This is a genomic window from Micromonospora arida (genome assembly GCF_042873195.1).
Classification (GTDB): Bacteria; Actinomycetota; Actinomycetes; order Mycobacteriales; family Micromonosporaceae; genus Micromonospora; species Micromonospora arida.
This window is the reverse complement of record NZ_JBIALC010000003.1, coordinates 74,272-94,223: the sequence shown is the minus strand read 5'-3', so window position 1 is coordinate 94,223 and position 19,952 is coordinate 74,272. Positions and strand designations below refer to the sequence as shown.

The window sequence follows — 19,952 nt, the reverse complement described above, 5'->3', positions numbered from 1 at the left end:
CGTGTGCACCCGTGACCCTCGCCTCGCTCTCCCCCCAGGCGGCCCTGCCCAGCCCCAGCACCGCGGTCTGGCAGCTCGGGCCGGTGCCGATCCGGGCCTACGCGCTCTGCATCATTGCCGGCATCGTGCTGGCCTGCTGGGTGACGGAGCGCCGGCTGCGGCAGCGCGGCGTCGCGCCCGGCGCGGTGCTCGACATTGCCGTCTGGGCGGTGCCCGCCGGCATCATCGGCGCCCGGATCTACCACGTGATCACCTCACCCGAGAAGTACTTCGGGGCCGGTGGGGACCCGATGAAGGCGTTCGCCATCTGGGAGGGCGGTCTGGGCATCTGGGGCGCGGTCGCCGGTGGCGCGCTCGGTGCCTGGATCGCGGCCCGACAGCTCGGCATTCCGTTCGGCGTGGTGGCCGACGCGCTGGCCCCCGGGCTGCCGCTGGCCCAGGCCGTCGGCCGCATCGGCAACTGGTTCAACAACGAGCTCTTCGGTGGCCGGACGACCCTGCCGTGGGGTCTGGAGATCCACCGGATGGACCCGGACAACCCCGGGCACGCCCTCCGCGACGACGCCGGGCAGCCGATCCTCGAACCGGGTCTCTACCAGCCGACCTTCCTCTACGAGGCGCTGTGGAACCTCGGCGTCGTAGCTCTGGTCCTCGTCCTCGACCGCCGCTTCAAGCTGGGCCGGGGCCGGGCGTTCGCGCTCTACGTGATGGGTTACACCGTCGGCCGGTTCTGGATCGAGCTGATGCGCACCGACGAGGCCAACCAGATCCTCGGCGTCCGGCTCAACGTCTGGACCGCCGCCCTGGTCTTTCTCGGCGCCCTGATCTACTTCGTACGGGTGCGTGGTCCTCGGGACTACCTGATCCCGCTCGGCCCGGCGGCGACGACGACGACCCCGCCCCCCACGTCCGACCTGTCCCAGGTCGACCTCTCCGAGCGGGAGACCCCCGCGCGGGCCGCCGCGCCGGAGGGCTACCGGGTGGTGAGCGAGGAGCAGTACGCCGCCTGGCAGGACACCGGCGTCGTACCGCCGGCGGACGACGACTCCCGGTCGGATGATGGCCAGCCGTCCGACGACACGGCAGCCGCCGACCTCACGTCGAGCGACGACGAGCCGGTGGACGAACCGTCGGCCGCTCGCACCGACCGGGCCGACGCCACGGGCGCGCGTCCCGCCGACCGGGACAGCTGAGCGGCACCGATGCGAAGCGCGGTGGTGGTCGGCGCAGGGGTCGGTGGCCTCGCGGTGGCCGGCGCGCTGGCCCGTTCCGGCTGGCAGGTCACCCTGTTGGAACGCGCCGAACGGGTCCGCCCCGAGCCGACCGCAGTGGTGCTCTGGCCCAACGGCGTCCGCGCGCTCCAGGCCCTCGGCCTCGGCGCCGGCCTGGCCGCCATCGCCACCCCGTTGCCCGACGGCGGGGTCCGTCGCCCGGACGGGCACTGGCTCGTGCAGCCCCGGCCCATCCCGGCCGACCGGATGCCGGTGGTGGTGCACCGGGAGGATCTGCACGACGCGCTGATCGCCGGCCTCGGCGAGCGGGTCGAGTTGCGGACCGGGGTGTCCGTGCGCCACGTCCGCGTCGAGCCGGGCGAGCGGCCGGGAGTCAGCGACGGGCGGCACACCATCGAGGCCGATCTGGTGGTGGCCGCCGACGGCACGGACAGCGGCATCCGTCGCCAACTCGCGCCAGAGTCCCGGGTCGTCAGCTCCGGGTGCGCCGCCTGGCGGGCCGTCATCCCCTGGTACCAGGCACCTCGACTCCCCGACGATCAGCCGCTGGCCGGTGAGATTCTCGGCGCGGGTTACCGGTTCGTGGCCGCGTCGCTGGGCGAGCGCGGCTCCTCGGGCGGGTCCACCCGGGGCGGCATCTACTGGGTGGCCACCGCCGCTGGCGCGCCCCGTCCGGAACCACCGGAGACCCAGCTCGCCCTGCTGCGCCGCTGGTACGCGGGCTGGCCCGCGCCGGTCGGCGCGCTGCTCGACGCCACCGACCCGGCCGACCTGGTCCAACAGGAGGTTCGCGAGTTGCGCCCGCTGCCCCGGGCGTACGGCTTTCCGGTCGGGCCCGGTGGGGTGGTGCTGCTCGGCGACGCGGCGCACGCCATGCCGCCGCACCTCGGGCAGGGCGCCTGCCTCGCGTTCGAGGATGCCGCCACGCTCGCGTCGCTGCTGCGGGAGGCCCGGCTGCCCGACGCCGTCCAGGCGTACGACCGGGTGCGCCGCCCCCGGGCCGCGACCGTGGTCCGGCAGACCCGGCGGATGTCGGCGGTGCTCCAGACCCGGGGCCGGTTGGCGCTGCGCGCCCGGGACGCGGCGCTGGGCACGATCAACTCCCGACTGCTCTCCAGCGCCGCCGCCTCCGCCGCCCAGTGGCGCCCACCGGCCTGACCTCGGCCGCGAGGCTGGTCAGCGGGGCGAGACAGGTCAGGGGATGAGTGCGGCGGGTTCGGCGATGCAGGCGGTGCCGATTCGGCGGAAGCCGACCCGCAGGTAGACCCGCGCGATCTCCTCGCTGCCCGCGGAGAGGAAGACCAGTTCGGTGCCGGCGGCGAGGAGTTCCCGGGCCAGGGTGGCGGTGAGCGCGGCGCCCAGCCCGCGTCGTCGGGCGGACGGCAGGGTGGCCACCCCGGCGATCTCGGCGACGTCGTCCACCCGCATCGCCATGCCGCTGGCCAGCGCGCCCTCGGTCGGCGTGCCGGCCAGCGCGGAGATCCGTCGCCCGTCGGCGATCCGGACGCGCTCCTCGTCGAGCGCGGCCAGTTCGAGTTCGGTGACGGCGGCGTCGCGTTCGGCCGGGCCGGCCTCGCCGGGCGCGGTGCCGGCGGCGGCGAACGCCACCGCTGCCACCGCACGCCGGGCGGCGACATCGGCGGCGAAGCCGGGGGAGTCGGCTGCCAGCACCCGCACCGCCGCGTCGGAGAGCGTCGCCGGGTCGGGCAGCGCGCTCGGGTCGAGCACCATCAGCGGCGCCTCCAGCACGTTGAGTCCCGCCGAGCGGGCCACCGCCAGCAGCTCCGGGGTCGTCTCGTGCACCCACTCGAAGGCTTCCGGCAGGCCCAGCTTCCGCTGGCGCTCGCGGACCGAGACCACGTCGGCCAGCGACGGCGGCTCGGTGGCGTCGATCCGGGGGCGGGCGTAGAACGGCCAGCCGGCACCTTCGCGGACGAACAGCACCAGCGCGCCATGTTCCTCCGCGCCGGCGACGTCGCGGGGCACCGCGTCGTAGAAGCGTTCCAACCGGTCGAAGACGTGCTTGTGTCGCGGATCCACCGCGCGAGACTACACGTCCCAGCCAGTGGACGGTGTGATCAATCTCGGGTGGCCGTGCGACCCCGGCCCTAACGTAGACTCAATAGACCCACGGGCCGACGTCGTCCCCACCATGATCCAACCTGAGTGACGACAGGAGGCCCGGTGGCTCAGCCGTACGCGGACACAGAACAGCCGCACCCGCACAGCCCGCAGGCGTCCCCGACGCCCCACCCCCGTCCGTCCGCCCAGGGCCTCTACGACCCAGCGCAGGAGCATGATGCCTGCGGCGTGGCCTTCGTGGCGGACCTGCACGGCCGACGTTCACACTCGGTCGTCGCCAACGGGCTCGGCGCGCTCTGTCGGCTGGACCACCGGGGCGCCCGTGGCGCGGAGCCGAACACCGGCGACGGCGCCGGCATCATGATCCAGGTGCCCGACGCGTTCCTGCGTGCGGTGGCCGACGTGGCGCTTCCCCCGGCGGGCGAGTACGCCACGGGGCTGGTCTTCCTTCCCGACGACGATGCCGCCGAGGCGCGTGCCCGCCGGGTGGTCGAGAAGTACGCCCTGGTCGAGGGCGCCGACCTGCTCGGCTGGCGGGACGTGCCGATCGACCCGAGTGACCTGGGCGAAACCGCCCTCGCGGCGATGCCCCGGGTCCGGCAGCTCTTCCTGGCCGCGCACCGCCTCACCGACGCGCCCGACGGGCCGGCCGGCTCCCCACTGCGCGGCATCGAGCTGGACCGGGTGGCGTTCTGCCTGCGCAAGCAGGCCGAACGGGAGACCGCCGAGCGCGGCGTTCCGGCGTACTTCCCGTCGCTGTCCAGCCGCACCATGGTCTACAAGGGCATGCTCACGCCCGACCAGTTGCCGGCGTTCTACCCGGACCTGCGCGACGAGCGGGTGGACAGCGCCATCGCGCTCGTGCACTCCCGCTTCTCCACCAACACCTTCCCGTCCTGGCCGCTGGCGCACCCGTACCGGTTCATCGCCCACAACGGCGAGATCAACACGATCCGGGGCAACCGCAACTGGATGCAGGCCCGCGAGGCGCTCCTGCGCTCGCCGAACGTGCCGGGCAACATCCGGCGGGTCTTCCCGGTCTGCACCCCCGCCGCCTCCGACTCGGCGAACTTCGACGAGGTCCTGGAGTTGCTGCACCTGGCCGGGCGGAGCCTGCCGCACGCGGTGCTCATGATGATCCCCGAGGCCTGGGAGAACGACCCGGGGATGGACCCGGCCAAGCGCGCCTTCTACCGCTTCCACGCCAGCCTGATGGAGCCGTGGGACGGTCCGGCGTCGGTGGCCTTCACCGACGGCGAGATCGTCGGCGCGGTGCTGGACCGCAACGGGCTGCGCCCGGGGCGCTGGTGGCAGACCGACGACGGGCTCGTGGTGCTCGGCTCCGAGGCGGGCGTCCTCGACCTCGACCCGGCCCACGTGGTCGCCAAGGGGCGACTCCAGCCGGGCCGGATGTTCCTGGTCGACACAGTGGCCGGGCGGATCGTGCACGACGAGGAGATCAAGTCCGAGTTGGCCGCCGCCCAGCCGTACGGCGAGTGGCTGCACGCCGGGCTGATCGAGCTGAACGACCTGCCGGCCCGCGAGCACACCGTCTACACGCACGACTCGGTGCGCCGCCGGCAGCAGACCTTCGGCTACACAGTGGAAGAGCTGAAGATCCTGCTCGGGCCGATGGCCCGCACCGGCGTCGAGCCGCTCGGCTCGATGGGTACCGACACCCCGATCGCGCCGCTGTCCACCCGGCCGCGGCTGCTCTACGACTACTTCCACCAGCTCTTCGCCCAGGTCACCAACCCGCCGCTGGACGCCATCCGCGAGGAGTTGGTGACCAGCCTGGCGTCGACCATCGGGCCGGAGGGCAACCTGCTCGACCCGGGCGCCGCGAGCTGCCGGCAGATCGTGCTCCCGCACCCGATCATCGACAACGACGAGCTGGCGAAGATCCTCTCCATCGACGAGGACGGCGACCTGCCCGGCTTCAAGGCGGTCCGGGTCTCCGGGCTGTACCGGATCCGGGAGGGCGCCGCCGGGATCAAGGCGCGGCTGACCGAGATCTGTCGGCACGTCTCCGAGGCGATCGAGGACGGCGTCCGCATCCTGGTGCTCTCCGACCGGGACTCCAACGCCGACCTGGCGCCGATTCCGTCGCTGCTGCTCACCGCCGCCGTGCACCAGCACCTGGTCCGCGAGCAGACCCGTACGCGGGCGGCGCTGGTCGTCGAGTCCGGGGACTGCCGGGAGGTGCACCACGCGGCGGTGCTGATCGGCTACGGCGCGGCGGCGGTCAACCCGTACCTGGCGTTCGAGTCGGTCGAGGACATGATCGCTTACGGCCATAATTCGGCCTCCGCGCCGCTAGGCGGCGCTCCGGACCGAATGACGGCCGCCGGCACGCTGGCCGGGGTCGAGCCCGCCGCGGCGGTGCGCAACTACGCGAAGGCGCTCGGCAAGGGCGTCCTGAAGATCATGTCCAAGATGGGCATCTCGACGGTCTCCTCGTACTGCGGTGCGCAGGTCTTCGAGGCGGTCGGCCTCGACAGCCGGCTGGTCGAGCGCTACTTCCGGGGCACCCCCAGCCGCATCGGCGGGGTGGGTCTCGCCGGCGTGCACACCGAGGTGGCCGCCCGACACGCGTTGGCCTGGCCGCCGGCCGGCACCGTCACCTCCGACCGGTTGGAGGTCGGTGGCGAGTACCAGTGGCGCCGCGAGGGTGAGCTGCACCTGTTCAACCCGGAGACGGTCTTCCTGCTGCAGCACGCCACCCGCAGCCGGCAGTACGACGTCTTCCGGCAGTACACCGCCAAGGTCGACGCGCTCGCCGCGCAGGCCGGCTCGCTGCGCGGGTTGTTCACTCTGCGCACCGGCGTCCGTCCGGCGGTGCCGATCGAGGAGGTCGAGCCGGCCACCGAGATCGTCAAGCGGTTCGCCACCGGCGCCATGTCGTACGGGTCGATCTCGGCGGAGGCGCACGAGACGCTCGCCATCGCCATGAACCGGCTCGGCGGCAAGTCCAACACCGGCGAGGGCGGCGAGGACGTCGAACGGCTGCACGACCCGGCCCGGCGTTCGGCGGTCAAGCAGATCGCCAGCGGCCGCTTCGGTGTGACCAGCGAATACCTGGTCAACGCCGACGACCTCCAGATCAAGATGGCCCAGGGCGCCAAGCCGGGCGAGGGCGGTCAGCTGCCCGGCAACAAGGTCTGGCCGTGGATCGCCCGGACCCGGCACGCCACTCCCGGCGTGGGTCTGATCTCCCCACCGCCGCACCACGACATCTACTCCATCGAGGACCTCGCCCAGTTGGTGCACGACCTGAAGTGCGTCAACCCGGCGGCCCGGGTGCACGTCAAGCTGGTCAGCGAGGTCGGCGTCGGCACCGTGGCCGCCGGGGTGGCGAAGCTCAAGGCGGACGTCATCCTGATCTCCGGCCACGACGGCGGCACGGGCGCCTCCCCGATGAACTCGCTCAAGCACGCCGGCACCCCGTGGGAGCTGGGCCTGGCCGAGGCGCAGCAGACGCTGTTGCTCAACAAGCTGCGCGACCGGGTCACCGTGCAGGTCGACGGTCAGCTCAAGACCGGCCGGGACGTGCTGATCGCGGCGCTGCTCGGCGCGGAGGAGTTCGGCTTCGCGACCGCGCCGCTGATCGTCGAGGGCTGCGTGATGATGCGGGTCTGCCACCTGGACACCTGCCCGGTCGGCATCGCCACCCAGAATCCGGTGCTGCGGGAGCGCTTCACCGGCAAGCCGGAGTTCGTGGAGAACTTCTTCCTCTTCCTCGCCGAGGAGGTCCGGGGTTACCTGGCCGAGTTGGGCTTCCGGTCGATCGAGGAGGCGATCGGGCAGTCCGAGGTGCTCGACGTGGCCCCGGCGGTGACGCACTGGAAGGCGCACGGGTTGGACCTGGCGCCCGTCCTGCACCTGCCGGAGCTGCCCGCCGGCGCGGCCCGACGCGGGGTCCGCGCGCAGGATCACGGCCTGGAGCAGGCGCTCGACAACGAGCTGATCGCGCTGGCCCGTCCGGCCCTGGAGGACGGGGCGCCGGTGCGGGTCGAGGTGGCGGTGCGCAACGAGCACCGCAGCGTCGGCGCGATGCTCGGCGGTGAGGTGACCCGTCGCTTCGGTGGCGCCGGCCTTCCCGAGGACACCATCGAGTTCGTGCTGCATGGCACGGCAGGGCAGTCGTTCGGCGCGTTCCTGCCGCGCGGGGTGACCCTGCGCCTGCACGGCGACGCCAACGACTACGTGGGCAAGGGCCTCTCCGGGGGTCGGCTCATCGTCCGTCCGGACGCCGCCGCGCCGTTCCTCGACCCGGACGCCGAGCCGGGACAGCGGGCCGAGGACCAGATCATCGCCGGCAACACCATCCTGTACGGGGCCACGGCGGGCGAGGTCTTCCTGCGCGGCCGGGTGGGGGAGCGGTTCGCGGTCCGTAACTCCGGTGCGATCGCCGTGGTCGAGGGCGTCGGCGACCATGGCTGCGAGTACATGACCGGCGGCACGGTGGTGGTGTTGGGCGGGACCGGCCGGAACTTCGCGGCCGGCATGTCCGGCGGCACGGCGTACGTGCACCACCTGGACCGGGCCCGGGTCAACGCGGAGCTGGTCGACCTGTTGCCGCTGGGCGAGCAGGAGCAGTCGCTGCTGCACGAGCTGGTTCAACGGCACGTGGCCGAGACCGGGTCGGCGGTCGCCGAGGAGCTGCTCAAGCGGTGGCCGGAGGCGGTGGCCGAGTTCACCGCGGTGGTACCCCGCGACTACCGCCGGGTGCTGGAGATCATGCGGGCCGCCGAAGCAGCCGGCCGCGACGTCGACGACGCGGTGATGGGCGCGCTCAGCGCCCCCGCCGCGCCGGTGCCGCCCGCCCCGCGGGTGGTTGCCCAGGAGGTGGCACGTGCCTGACCCGAACGGTTTCCTGCGCTACGACCGGCGGCTGCCGGCCCGCCGCCCGGTGCCGGTGCGGATCAGCGACTGGCGGGAGGTGTACCCGCCGGCCGGCGAGGAACTGGTCCGTGAGCAGGCCACGCGATGCATGGACTGCGGCATCCCGTTCTGCCACGACGGCTGCCCGCTGGGCAATCGCATCCCGGACTGGAACGACCTGGTGCGTACCGGCAACTGGGACGCCGCGGTGGAGTCCCTGCACGCCACCAACAACTTCCCGGAGTTCACCGGCCGGCTCTGCCCGGCGCCCTGCGAGGCGGCCTGCGTGCTCGGCATCTCCGGCGGTCAACCGGTGACCATCAAGCAGGTCGAGGTGGAGATCGCCGACGCTGCCGCAGCGCGGGGGTTCACCCCCCACCCGGTGCCGGCGCCGTCGGGCCGGTCGGTCGCCGTCGTCGGCTCCGGGCCCGCCGGCCTCGCCGCCGCCCAGCAGTTGGCCCGCGCCGGTCACGCGGTGACGGTGTACGAACGCGACGACGCGATCGGTGGCCTGCTCCGGTACGGCATTCCCGACTTCAAGTTGGAGAAGCGGCACATCGATGCCCGGTTGGCCCAGCTCACCGCCGAGGGGGTGCGCTTCCGCACCGGCGTGAACGTCGGGGTGGACGTGACCGCCGAGCAGTTGCGCGCCGAGCACGACGCGGTGCTGCTGGCCTGCGGGGCGTTGCAGGGCCGGGACACGCCGGAAACCCCGGGGCGGGCGCTTCGGGGCGTACACCAGGCGATGGCGCACCTGGTCGCGGCGAATCGCGCGGTCGCCACCGCGGCCGCCGACCAGGCCGGCGTGGTGGCCACCGCCGAGCGTCGGCTGGCGCCGGCGGTGTTGCCGGATGGCACGCCGATCGACGCGGCCGGCAAGCACGTGGTGATCATCGGTGGCGGTGACACGGCGGCCGACTGTCTCGGTGTCGCGCACCGCCAGGGCGCCGCGGGCGTGCACCAGCTCGACCTGTACCCGCAGCCGCCGCAGGAGCGCGACGAGGCACGGGACCCGTGGCCGACCTGGCCGTGGGTGTTGCGCAGCTACCCGGCGCACGAGGAGGGTGGCGAGCGGGTCTTCGCCGTGGCGGTGCAGGAGTTCGTGGACGACGGCACCGGCCAGGTGCGGGCGGTGCGGATCGCCGAGGTGACAGTGGAGAAGCGTGACGGCCGACGGGTCGTCACCGTCGTGCCGGGCTCGGAGCGGGAGTTGCCGGCCGATCTGGTGCTGCTGGCGATCGGTTTCGAGGGCACCGAGCAGCAGCCGTTGCTGGCCCAGTTCGGTGTGACCCGCAACCCTCGGGGCGCCATCGACGCCCGTGACGACTGGCAGACCGACGCCGACGGGGTGTTCGTGGCCGGTGACATGCACCGGGGCGCTTCGTTGATCGTCTGGGCCATCGCCGAGGGGCGGGCGGTCGCCGCCGCCATCCACGGCTATCTGGGCGGTGTCGGTGCGTTGCCGGCCCCGGTGGGTCCGGCCGCGCAGGCTCTCGCCGCTCGCTGAGGTGCGGGCGTCCGGTCGGTGCGGCAGGTCCGCCGCCGCACCGGCCGGACATTCCCGCTGGTGAAGCCGCTCACAAATGTGGGCAAAAAGGTTTAAGCCGGCAAGACTTGCCGGCTGCCGAACCGCGCCGCGATCGGTGTGAATGATCATGCTGCCGATCGCTGGAGGTTCGTCGTGGCCAGAGGTGCCACCTTCGCCGCGTTGCGCCACCGCAACTACCGGATCTGGGCCCTCGCCGGCTTCATCTCCGTCATCGGCACCTGGATGCAGGTCCTCGGCGTCAACTGGTACGTCCTGAAGGAAACCGGCTCGGCGACGTCCATGGGCTTCGCCGTGCTGCTCCAGGCGGCGCCCACGCTGCTGCTGAGCGTCTGGGGTGGCGTGCTGGCCGACCGGCTGCCCGCCCGCCCGTTGCTGATCGCCGCCCAGGGCGCCCACGCGGTGCTCGCCGCCGGACTGGCGGCGGTCGCCCTGACCGGGGTCGGCGGCCTGCCGCTGATCTTCGCGATCTCGCTGGCCAGCGGTGCCGTCTCGGCGATCGAAGGCCCGGTGATGGGGCGCTGGGCCGCCAGCCTCGTCGACCGGGAGACGCTGGGCAACGCGCTGGCGCTCGGCTCGCTCACCAACTCCGCCGGCCGCATCCTCGGCATGAGCCTCGGTGCCGTGGTGGTGGCCGCCGTCGGACCCGCCCTGCTGTTCGGCATCAACGCGGCCAGCTTCGCCGCCGTGGTGGTGGCGCTGTTCGCCGTACGCCCGGCAGGCGTGCCCGGCCTCCCGGTCCCGGACGCCGGCCGGGCCCGGGACGGTGTCCGCGCCGGGTTCGCCTACCTGCGCGGGCAGCCGGTGCTGCTCCTCGCGCTCGCCCTGTCGTTCGTGCTCGGCAGCCTGGGCCGCAACTACCAGGTGACCATGGCCGCGATGAGCGACGGGCCGCTGGACGCCGGCGCCTCCGGGTACGGCCTGCTGTCGACAGTGTTCGCGGTCGGAACGGTGGTGGGCGCGCTCGTCGCGGCCCGGCGGCGTTCCCTGGGCTACCGGACGCTCGTCGTCGCGGGCCTGTTCGCCAGCGGATTGCAGATCGTCGCCGGCCTCGCACCGGGCACCTGGAGTTTCGCCGCGGTGATCCTGCCGATCGCCGCCGCCGCGGTGGTCATCGACACCACCGTCGGCACCCGCGCCCAACTCGACACCGACGGCGCGATGCGGGGCCGGGTGCTCGCCGCCCTGGCGGTCACCGGCTCCGTCTCCGCCGCGGTCGGCGCCCCGCTGCTCGGCTGGCTCGCCGAACACGCCGGGCCCCGGCAGACGCTCGTCCTCGCCGGAGCCGCGGCGGCGATCGCCACGACGGCGGCGGGCGTCGCCCTCGACCGCCAGCGCGGCCGCACTGCGACCCTCGCGCTTGTCGTTCCGCGACCTCGCCATCCGGTACGACGAGCGGCGTTCCGGGCCGCCCGCATCGTCCGGCCCACCGGTGCGGTCTGCGTCATCGCGCCCGCCGAAGCCGGTGCGGTGCGGTCGGGCGGGGTCCGTCTCCGGGAGTTGGCCACCGCCGGGCCGGTGACGAACCGCTGAGACAGCGGTCACCCCCCGGCGGCCCGCTTCCGGGACAGGGCGACCTGAAGATCATCGTTACGCTGCGATCATGGACATTGAGGAGCGGCTACGGCGAACCCGTCGATGGCTGTGGATCGTGCTGATCGGGCTCTTCCTGAGTGGTGTCACCGCGTTTCCGCTGGAGATCGAGGTGCGCTGGCTGCTGCGCGTACTGGATCCGCTCGCCGGCCAACTGCCCGCGCTGGTCGCCTGGATCGAGCGGGTGCACACCGGGCTCGTGACGGCCGGGGAGGACTACCCGTTCCTGCTCTACGGCACCGACTGGTTGGCCTTCGCCCACCTGGTGCTGGCGGTGGCCTTCTGGGGGCCGCTGCGCGACCCGGTGCGCAACGTCTGGGTGGTGCAGGTCGGCATGATCGCCTGCGCCGGCATCGTCCCGCTGGCGCTGATCTGCGGCCCGATCCGGGACATCCCCTGGTTCTGGACGGTCGTCGACCTGTCCTTCGCGGTCGGGGCGTTCCCGCCGCTCTGGTTCGCGTACCGGCACATCCGCGCCATCGAGGCGAGCACTGCGGAGGCGGCAGGCTCCCCAGCGGTTTCGTGAGCGCGCCCCGGTAGGCGGCTGGACAAACGCGGCCGGAGACTCCCGCCTGCGCGACGGGTGCCTCCGGCCGACGCTAAGTCCTAGTGCGACATCAGGTGGTGCGACTCGCGGATCTTGGCCCAGGACCTGGGCTCGGTCGGCGGGGCGGCCTTGCGGGCGGCGCTGGCCACCTCGGGCCGGCCGGCGGTGAACAGCCAGGTGGTGAACAGGTCATCCAGGTCCAGCCCGGAGATCCGCTCGGCCAGGGCCTGGAACTGCTCGATGGTGCCGTTGCCGTAGCGGCGCTCGGCGGTCCAGGTCGGCAGGATCTCGAAGAACGCGTCGTCGCCGACGGCCAGCCGCAGCTGGTGCAGGGTCATCGCGCCCCGGTCGTAGACGGCGTTGTCGAAGACCCGAGCGGCGCCCGGGTCGCCGGGCAGCACCTGCCAGAACTCGTCGTCGGCCGGGTAACTGGCGTAGGTGAAGTCGAATACCTCCTGGGCGGTGCCCTCACCCTGCTCCTCCGACCAGAGCCACTCGGCGTACGAGGCGAAGCCCTCGTTGAGCCAGATGTTGCGCCAGTCGGCCACCGAGACCGAGTCGCCGAACCACTGGTGAGCCAGCTCGTGCGTCACCACGTAGGTGTTGGCGCCGCGTCGCCAGAAGCCCGGCCCGTACACCGGCCGGGTCTGCGTCTCCAGCGCGAAGCCGATGCCGTCGACCGGCCCGGCCACGCCGCCCTGCGCCTCGAACGGGTACGGGCCGAAGATCCCGCTCTCCCAGTCGACGATCTCGGCGGTCCGCTCGATGCTGGCCCGCGCGGCCGGCCCGAGGGCGCCCAGCGAGGTGCTGTACGCGTTGATCACCGGCTGGCCGCTCGGGGCGGTGTCGGTGACGATGTCGTACTGGCCGATGGCCATGAAGGCCAGGTAGGTGGCGGTGGGGGAGGTGGTCCGCCAGATCCACCGGGTGCGGTTGCCGGCCTCGGCCAGCGGTGGCCTCGGCTGCACGCCGTTGCTGATCACCTCGACGCCGGTGGGCACCGACACCGAGATGTCGTAGGTGGCCTTGTCCAGTGGGTGGTCGTTGCTCGGGAACCACCACCACGCCGACTCGGGCTCGTTGACGGCGAGGGCGCCGTCGTCAGTACGCGTCCAGCCGGTGTAGCCGTTGACCAGGGCCTCCGAGGGGACACCGGAGTAGCGCACGACGATGGTGAGCTGTTGACCCCGGGTCACCGTGCGGGCCGGGGTGACCACCAACTCGTGCGCCCCCGCGGTGCTGGTGGTGGCCGCCCATCCGTTGACCCGGACCGACTCGACGTCGAGCAGGAAATCCAGATTGAACGTCGAAAGGTCCTCAGTGGCGGTGGCGAGGATGGTGGTGGTGCCGGTGAGCAGGTCGGTGGCCGGTTCGTAGCGCAGCCGGACGTCGTAGTGCTCGACGTCGTAGCCGCCGTTGCCGTAGTCGGGGAAGTAGCTGTCGCCCAGTCCGGGCGCGCCGGGTTGCGGCGCGGCGGAGACGACCGGACGGCCCCAGCCCGTCGGGGCGGCCTGGCCGGGGGTGCCGGCGAGCATGGTGCCGGCGGTGGTGAGGGTCAGGGCGGTGGTGGCCGCCATGAGGACTCGTCGCACGGGGTGGACTCCCTCCATCGGGTGTTCGCCAGGTCAACCTAATCGACAACTGTGAACGTCGCCGGCCCGGCACGCGGTGTCGTCGAGGCATTCCATTGATCTGCAAGTTTCGATAGCATTACCGACTAGTAACAACAGATCACCCCTGGCCACGCGCGGTCGCAGGATCCCACCACCCCTGTCCTGTGGAGGTCCCTCATGCCCCACCGCCCGCTCGCGCGCGTCCTGGCCGTGCTGGTCGCACTCCTCACCGCTGCCCTCGGCGTGGTGCTCGTGCCCGGCGCCGCCCACGCCGCCGCCGTCAACTACGTCGCGCTCGGCGACTCGTACTCCTCCGGCGTCGGCGCTGGCCCCTACGACTCGTCCGGCTGCCTGCGCAGCCAGAAGTCGTACGCTCCGCTCTGGGCGGCCGCCCATGGCGTGACCAACTTCAACTTCCGGGCCTGTGGCGGCGCGGTCACCGCCGACGTGCTCAACGACCAGGTCAGCGCGCTCAGCGCCAGCACCACACTGGTCACCATCACCATCGGCGGCAACGACGCCGGTTTCGTCAACGTCATCACCAGTTGCCGCTTCGGCAGCACCTCGTCCTGCACCAACGCCGTCAACACCGCGAAGAACTTCGCCACCACGACGCTGCCCGCCCGGCTGGACGCCACCTACGCCGCCATCCGCAACCGGGCACCCAACGCCCGGCTGATCGTCCTCGGCTACCCGCGACTGTTCGAGACCGGCTCCTGCGGGTGGTTGGCGATGAGCACCTACAAGCGCACCATCCTCAACGAGGCCGCCGACGTGCTCGCCTCGGTCACGGCTGGCCGGGCCAGCGCGGCCGGCGCCACCTTCGCCGACACCCGGAGCACCTTCGCCGGACACGGCGTCTGCGCCGCCGACCCGTGGATCAACGACATCTCCGGGATCATCGAGGCGTACCACCCGGACGCCGACGGCTACCGCTACGGATACCTGCCGGCGCTGAACGCCGTCACCGGCTGACCGGAGCACAGCACCGGATCCACACCGTCGTACCCGTACCGGCCGGCGGTCGAGCGTCCCCTGTGGGCACTCGGCCGCCGGCCGGCTCAACGCCTGTACACGATGCGTCACACTCAGTGGGATCGGAGGTGATGCATGCGACGGTCGGAGGTTCCCGGGCGGGAGTTGACCGGGCAGAGGCAGTCGACCACGGGTCGGGAACGGCTCCCGGCCGGCGGGTTGGAGTTGTTCGCGCTGCTCGCCCGGCTCTTGCGGCGACCCCGCCGAGGCGACCGCCGGCTGCCGCTGCTGTGGCTGGTCCGCTCCGACACCGCGGATCTGATGGTGCCGCTGCGCCGGTTCCTCGGCCAGGGCCCCCGGCGGCGGGTCCCGCACGCCGTGCTGGACGCCGACGCGCCGCCCGGCGCCGGGGACGTGCCGGCGCTGCTGCGCGAGCTGCACCGGCAGCTCTCCCTGGAGGCCTTCGGCGCCGCCCGACTGCGCTTCCGGCACTATCCGCTCGCCGACTGGCTGATGCAGCAGAGCCTCAGTCTGGGCATCGACGCCGACGACAGCCGTGCCGCCCTGGTCCGCCGGCTGCGCGACCGCAAGGGCCCGCGCACACCGGAGGCGTTGCCCGCCGGCGGCGACGCGGTCAGCATCGTCTCGCAGGTGCTGCTCTGGCTGGTCCGTCGCGCCGTGCCGGGGGTGGTCTTCCGGGCCGCCGTCTCCGGTCGGGTGCCGGTGCTCGGGCGGCACTACAACTGGTTCATGCGCCAGCAGTACCTGGCGCCCCGGCAGTCGGTCACCTTCCTCGGCTTCGCCGAGCGCCTCACCGCGGGCTGGCGCGACGGGGAGCAACCCGACCAGGTCAACAAGCTGCTGCTGCACGCGTTTTTGGAGGACCTGCGGCAGGCGTACCGGCGTCGGCCGTGGCGCCCGTCGGACTGGCGGCGCACCGCGTACCCGGCTCTGCTGATCGACAACGTCGCCCCCGGCAACGTCGGCGGGGAGCTGGTCCGCCTGATCGGCGACGTCCGCACCGAAACCGGCCGCAACGACCCGCTGCTGATCGTCGCGTCCGGTGGGCAACCCCCACCGGACCTGCCCGAACCGCACCCGTTGACCGAGGCCGACGAGGCGTACGACGAGTGGGCCGGTGCGCTGCCGGAGATGCGACGGCTGCGCCGCCCGGCCACCTGGCTGGTGGCGCTGCGTCCCGACGAGACGGACACCGGCCCACCGTCACGTGGCGGGCTGCGGCCCTTCTCCGCGCCCGACCCGCCGTGGTGGTCGCGGCGCTTCCTGCCGACAGCGCTCTGCCTGGTGCTGGTGGCGGTGCTCGGTCTGTGGGTGGCCAGCCGGTGGGGGCCGGGCTGTCACCCCTCGCTCACCGGCCAGGTCTCGGTCGAGGTGGTCGGCAGCGGCGAGTGTGTCGGCTACAGCGACAGCGCCGCCCAGGTGTTCAACAACGACCCCGGTCAGGACCGGCTGCGCACAGTTCAAGAGCGCATCTTCGCGCAGAACCGCGCCGCCGAGGAGGTCTGGCAGCGCAGCGACCGACGCCGGCCCTTCCTCACCCTGGTCTACCTCGGCACCCTCACCGGCAACCGGACCCGCGCGGACGAGGAGTCGTACGTCTCCGAGCGCGAGGAGCTCGAAGGGATGGCCACCGCCCAGTACGCGTTGTTGAAGGAGTCGGCCGGCGCCGACGGCGCCGCGCTGCTGCGGATCGTGGTGGCCAACGGTGGCCGCCAGATGATCTACGCCGACCGGGCCGTGGCGATGCTGGCCGAACTGGCCCGGGACGACCCCACGGTGCTCGGGGTGGTCGGGCTGGTGGAGAGCCGCACCAGCACCGCACGCGCGCTGCGCGAGCTGAACCAGGTCGGGCTGCCGGTGCTGGCGCCCACCCTCTCCGCCGACAAGATGGACGCCAACTCCCGCCTCTACCTGCAGATCTCCGCACCGAACAAGGACCAGGTGAAGCTGGTCGACGCGTACGCCAGGCAGGTGCTGAAGGTCAACGAGGCGCACGTCTTCTACACCACCCTGGAGGGCAGCTCGCTCACCGAGGACCTCTACGTGGGCACCCTCGTCGACGGGCTCCGACAACAGTTCGGCCCCCGGATCACCCGCCTCGACGAGTGGCGCACCGGGCGGCGGCTGACCGACGAGTGCGGCTACCCCGGGATGCTCTTCTACGCGGGTCGATGGTCGGAGTTCGACGGTTTCCTGCGGGCGCTGCGCGAGTGCGGCGGCAACCCGCCCCGGCACCTCGTCGCCGACGACTCGGCCAACCGGTACATGGCCAACCCGGGGCTGCGCGCCGCCGCGCCCGGCAACCTGCCCGTCACGTACGTCTCCAAGGCGTCCCTGGCCACCTGCGCGGTGCTGCGGGCCGCCCAGGACCGGCGCGACGACGACGCCCGGGCCAGCTTTCTGTCCTGGATCCAGGCCGACGACCTGCTCGACCCGCCACGCTGCCGGCCGGGCTCCGAGGAGCAGGTCGGCGAGCGGGTCAGCCTCGCCTACGACGCGTCGATGATGCTGGTCCGGGCGGTGGAGAGCCTCGCCGCCCGGCTGCACCACGCCGAACCCCGGCAACGCTGGGAGCCGGATTCGGTCAACCCGGTGGGCGTGCACGCGGAGGTGCTCCGGCAGAACGCCGGGCAGGGTTACCCGGGGGTGGCCGGGCTGATCCGGTTCACGCCCGACTCGGGGGAGCCGGTCGACAAGCGGCTGGCCCTGATGCGGGTGGAGCAGGTGCCCGACGTGGCGAGGGCGCCGGTGGAGGTGTTCCGCTGCGGAGCGGCCGACGCGTCCGGTCCGGTGGCGTGCGGCCCCGCCTGACCGGTCCGGCGTGACACGTCCTCGCAGGACTGTCCGGGTGCCGCCGGTGTCCGTTAGGGTTCCTGGGACCAGACGGCCGTGGCGTTGGGGGCAGAGGGTGGGCAGGCTCGCGTCGGCGTACGGGCAGGCGGTCAACTCCCACCGGGCGGCTCGCGCGCATCTGGACACTGCCCGTAGCGTCCTGGGGGCGACACCGACCGCCGTCGCGCCGGTCGGCGGCGACGACCTGGTGACCCGCCTCGCCCGCCTCGGCGGTGCCCTGGCAACCCCCGCCCCGGGTGTCACGCCGCTGACCGACGAGCCGGCCGCGGTGCGGATCGGCGAGGCGTCCACAGCGGACGGCGCCTTTCCGGTGCTGGTTCCGCTCGGCGGCGGCCACCACCTCGCCCTGGACACCGACGCCCGGGACCCGCAGGTCGCCGGGCTGCTGCGGGCGCTGGTGCTGCGGCTGGTCGCCACCGCGCCGCCCGGTCAGGTCCGCGTCGCCGGCATCGACACCGCCGCGCTCGGCGCCACCTTCGGCCCGCTGCGACCACTGCTCGACGCCGGGGTGCTCGACCCGCCGGCCACCGGCGAGGCCGAGGTGGCCGCGCTGCTGGACGCCGCCGAGCAGCACGCCCGCGCCGCGCAGCACGGTCAGCCCGCCGCCCGTCGCCTGTTGGTGGTGGTCGCCACCGCTGCGCCGCCGCCGCGCGAACTTGCCCGGCTCGCCGCGCTCACCCACGCCGGCCCGGCCGCCGCCGTGTGCGTGCTGCTCGCCGGCCACCCGTCCCGGCTGCCCGGCGAGACCGCGCCGCCGCTGGGCGGCACCACAGCGGTCCGGCTCAACCAGGGGTACGCGCACGTCGGCGACCCACCCGGCACCCCGTTCAGCGCCGACGGCAGCGGGCTCGCCGCACCCGTCCTGCTCGACGGCGACCCGCCGCCCGCCTCGGTCCGCGCGCTCGCCGAGCACCTCGGCACCGCCACCCGTCGCGCCGACGCGTTGCCCTTCACCGACCTGCTGCCCGAACGGCGCTGGGCCGAGTCCGCCGGGAACGGCCTGCGTACGGTGATCGGCCGGGCCGGCGGCGGTGGCGCCTTCGGCACCGCGCTGACGCTCGCCTTCGACGACGCCACCCCACACTGGCTGGTCGGTGGGCGCACCGGCGCCGGCAAGACCGTGTTCCTCCTCGACGTCCTCTACGGGCTGGCCGCCCGCTACTCGCCCGCCGAGTTGCAGCTCTACCTGCTCGACTTCAAGGAGGGCGTGAGCTTCACCGAGTTCGTGCCCACCGGCCGGGACCCGTCCTGGCTGCCGCACGCCCGTGCCGTCGGCATCGAGTCCGACCGCGAGTACGGTCTCGCCGTGCTGCGCGAGCTGCGCCGGGAGGCGCAACGCCGGGCCACCGCACTCAAGCGGCACGGCGTCACCAAGCTCGCCGACCTGCCCCGGGACAATCCGCTGCCGCGCATCGTGACGGTCATCGACGAGTTCCACGTGCTGCTCGCCGGCAACGACGCGCTGGCCCGCGAGTCGGTCGACCTACTGGAGGAGTTGGCCCGCAAGGGCCGCTCGTACGGCATCCACCTGGTGCTCGCCAGCCAGAGCATGACCGGCATCGAAGCCCTCTACGGGCGGGCCGAGGCGATCTTCGGGCAGTTCGCGTTGCGGGTGGCGCTGCCCGGCGGGGGTGGGGTGCTCGACCAGCTCAACGACGCCGCCGCGGCCCTGCCGGTCGGCTCCGCCGTGGTCAACACCGCCGCCGGCGCGGTCGGCGCCGACACCGTGCTGCGCTTCCCCGACGCGCACGCCGCCGCGGCCGACCTCGCCGCGTTACGCCACGACCTGTGGCACGCCCGCCCGCCGGGCTCGCGGGCCCCAGCGGTCTTCAAGGGGTACGAAGCCGCGCGGATCGAGGACGACAGCACGTTCGCCGGGTTGCGCCCCGGTGGTCGACGCCCGATGGCCCTGGTCGGCCGAACCGTCGACGTGCACGGCACCACCGCACTGTTCCTGATGGACACCACCCCCGGCCGGCACCTCGCCGTGGTGGGCACCGCACCGACCGGCGCGGACGTGCTGCGCGCCGCGACGCTCAGCCTGGCCCGCCAGCACGCCCCCGGCGACGCCCGCTTCCACCTGGCCTGCCTGGTCACCGTCGCCGACCCGGTCGCCGACGACACCGAAACGCTGCTGCGGGCCGCCGGCCACCCGGTGCAGCGCCTCGACGCGGCCGGGCTGCGCGACCGGATCGCCGCGCTGGCCGCCGAGCCCATCGGCCGCGAATACCTCGTGGTGTTCGGCATGGACGCCGCCGCGTCCGTCCTCGGGGCCACCGACCCTGGCACGTTCCGCTCCGGCCTGGACGACCTGCGTACCGTCCTGCGCCAGGGCCCCGGGCAGGGGGTGCACCTGCTCGGCTGGTGGCGGGGCCTGCGCCGGCTCGCCGACGACCTCGGCGGCAGCCAGAACCGCGACGACGTCGCCTGCCTGGTCGCGCTCAACGTGCCCGGCGCCGAGCTGGCCCTGCACCTCGGAGCGCACGACCTGGCCTACACGCCCCGCCCCGACCGGGCGCTGCTGATCGACCGGCACGACCAGCGCACCCGGCTGATCGTCCCGTTCGTCGGCGACGGGCACGACGACCCCGACGGGGAGCGGTGAC

Annotated in this window: 11 protein-coding genes; 9 read left to right on the top strand and 2 right to left on the bottom strand. The window is 73.3% G+C overall.

Going from position 1 to position 19,952, the window contains the following annotated elements:
- Nucleotides 1–11: 11 nt before the first annotated feature.
- Together lgt and ACFYP0_RS11535 are read left to right on the top strand one after the other, a co-directional pair.
- Nucleotides 12–1,193, top strand: a complete 1,182-nt coding sequence (gene lgt / locus ACFYP0_RS11540; RefSeq protein ID WP_355502262.1) for a prolipoprotein diacylglyceryl transferase — start codon at nucleotides 12–14, stop codon at nucleotides 1,191–1,193.
- A 9-nt stretch (nucleotides 1,194–1,202) separates the two neighbouring features.
- Complete coding sequence (locus ACFYP0_RS11535; RefSeq protein WP_355502264.1) at nucleotides 1,203–2,390, top strand: FAD-dependent oxidoreductase; 1,188 nt, start codon at nucleotides 1,203–1,205, stop codon at nucleotides 2,388–2,390.
- A gap of 36 nt (nucleotides 2,391–2,426) precedes the next feature.
- On the opposite strand, the gene ACFYP0_RS11530 is transcribed toward ACFYP0_RS11535, so the two are convergent.
- Nucleotides 2,427–3,272: a GNAT family N-acetyltransferase gene (locus tag ACFYP0_RS11530; RefSeq protein WP_355502266.1), complete on the bottom strand. Its 846-nt coding sequence runs from the start codon at nucleotides 3,270–3,272 to the stop codon at nucleotides 2,427–2,429.
- A gap of 144 nt (nucleotides 3,273–3,416) precedes the next feature.
- On the opposite strand from ACFYP0_RS11530, the gene gltB reads away from it, so the two are divergent.
- The 4 genes from gltB to ACFYP0_RS11510 all read left to right on the top strand — a co-directional run bounded on the left by gltB (nucleotide 3,417) and on the right by ACFYP0_RS11510 (nucleotide 11,863).
- Nucleotides 3,417–8,177 carry a glutamate synthase large subunit gene (gltB, locus tag ACFYP0_RS11525; RefSeq protein ID WP_355502268.1) on the top strand — a complete coding sequence of 1,587 codons (4,761 nt, stop codon included), beginning with the start codon at nucleotides 3,417–3,419 and terminating at the stop codon, nucleotides 8,175–8,177.
- Nucleotides 8,170–9,705 (top strand): glutamate synthase subunit beta, encoded by a 1,536-nt coding sequence (locus ACFYP0_RS11520; RefSeq protein ID WP_355502270.1) that lies wholly within the window; start codon nucleotides 8,170–8,172, stop codon nucleotides 9,703–9,705. Before gltB ends, ACFYP0_RS11520 begins: the two co-directional genes overlap by 8 nt.
- Nucleotides 9,706–9,879: 174 nt before the next feature.
- Complete coding sequence (locus tag ACFYP0_RS11515; RefSeq protein ID WP_355502272.1) at nucleotides 9,880–11,277, top strand: MFS transporter; 1,398 nt, start codon at nucleotides 9,880–9,882, stop codon at nucleotides 11,275–11,277.
- 70 nt (nucleotides 11,278–11,347) lie between these two features.
- The gene (locus ACFYP0_RS11510; protein ID WP_124854008.1) at nucleotides 11,348–11,863 is read left to right on the top strand and encodes a hypothetical protein; all 516 of its coding nucleotides are present in this window, start codon (nucleotides 11,348–11,350) and stop codon (nucleotides 11,861–11,863) included.
- A gap of 80 nt (nucleotides 11,864–11,943) precedes the next feature.
- Here the strand turns inward: ACFYP0_RS11510 and ACFYP0_RS11505 are convergent, their stop codons facing one another.
- The gene (locus ACFYP0_RS11505) at nucleotides 11,944–13,476 is read right to left on the bottom strand and encodes a M1 family metallopeptidase (RefSeq protein ID WP_355502275.1); all 1,533 of its coding nucleotides are present in this window, start codon (nucleotides 13,474–13,476) and stop codon (nucleotides 11,944–11,946) included.
- Between the two features lie 198 nt (nucleotides 13,477–13,674).
- Between ACFYP0_RS11505 and ACFYP0_RS11500 the strand changes: the two genes are divergently transcribed.
- From ACFYP0_RS11500 to ACFYP0_RS11490, 3 genes are all read left to right on the top strand, one after another.
- Nucleotides 13,675–14,472 (top strand): SGNH/GDSL hydrolase family protein, encoded by a 798-nt coding sequence (locus ACFYP0_RS11500; RefSeq protein WP_355502278.1) that lies wholly within the window; start codon nucleotides 13,675–13,677, stop codon nucleotides 14,470–14,472.
- 135 nt (nucleotides 14,473–14,607) lie between these two features.
- The gene (locus tag ACFYP0_RS11495; RefSeq protein ID WP_355502280.1) at nucleotides 14,608–17,304 is read left to right on the top strand and encodes a hypothetical protein; all 2,697 of its coding nucleotides are present in this window, start codon (nucleotides 14,608–14,610) and stop codon (nucleotides 17,302–17,304) included.
- Nucleotides 17,305–17,401: 97 nt separating this feature from the next.
- Complete coding sequence (locus ACFYP0_RS11490; protein WP_355502283.1) at nucleotides 17,402–19,951, top strand: FtsK/SpoIIIE domain-containing protein; 2,550 nt, start codon at nucleotides 17,402–17,404, stop codon at nucleotides 19,949–19,951.
- Nucleotide 19,952: the final 1 nt, after the last annotated feature.

Excerpts from the sequence above, each read along its gene's own strand:
- ACFYP0_RS11535 (WP_355502264.1), top strand. The coding sequence starts at position 1,203 with ATGCGAAGCGCGGTGGTGGTCGGCGCAGGGGTCGGTGGCCTCGCGGTG.
- ACFYP0_RS11510 (WP_124854008.1), top strand. The coding sequence starts at position 11,348 with ATGGACATTGAGGAGCGGCTACGGCGAACCCGTCGATGGCTGTGGATC.
- ACFYP0_RS11500 (WP_355502278.1), top strand. The coding sequence starts at position 13,675 with ATGCCCCACCGCCCGCTCGCGCGCGTCCTGGCCGTGCTGGTCGCACTC.
- ACFYP0_RS11495 (WP_355502280.1), top strand. The coding sequence starts at position 14,608 with ATGCGACGGTCGGAGGTTCCCGGGCGGGAGTTGACCGGGCAGAGGCAG.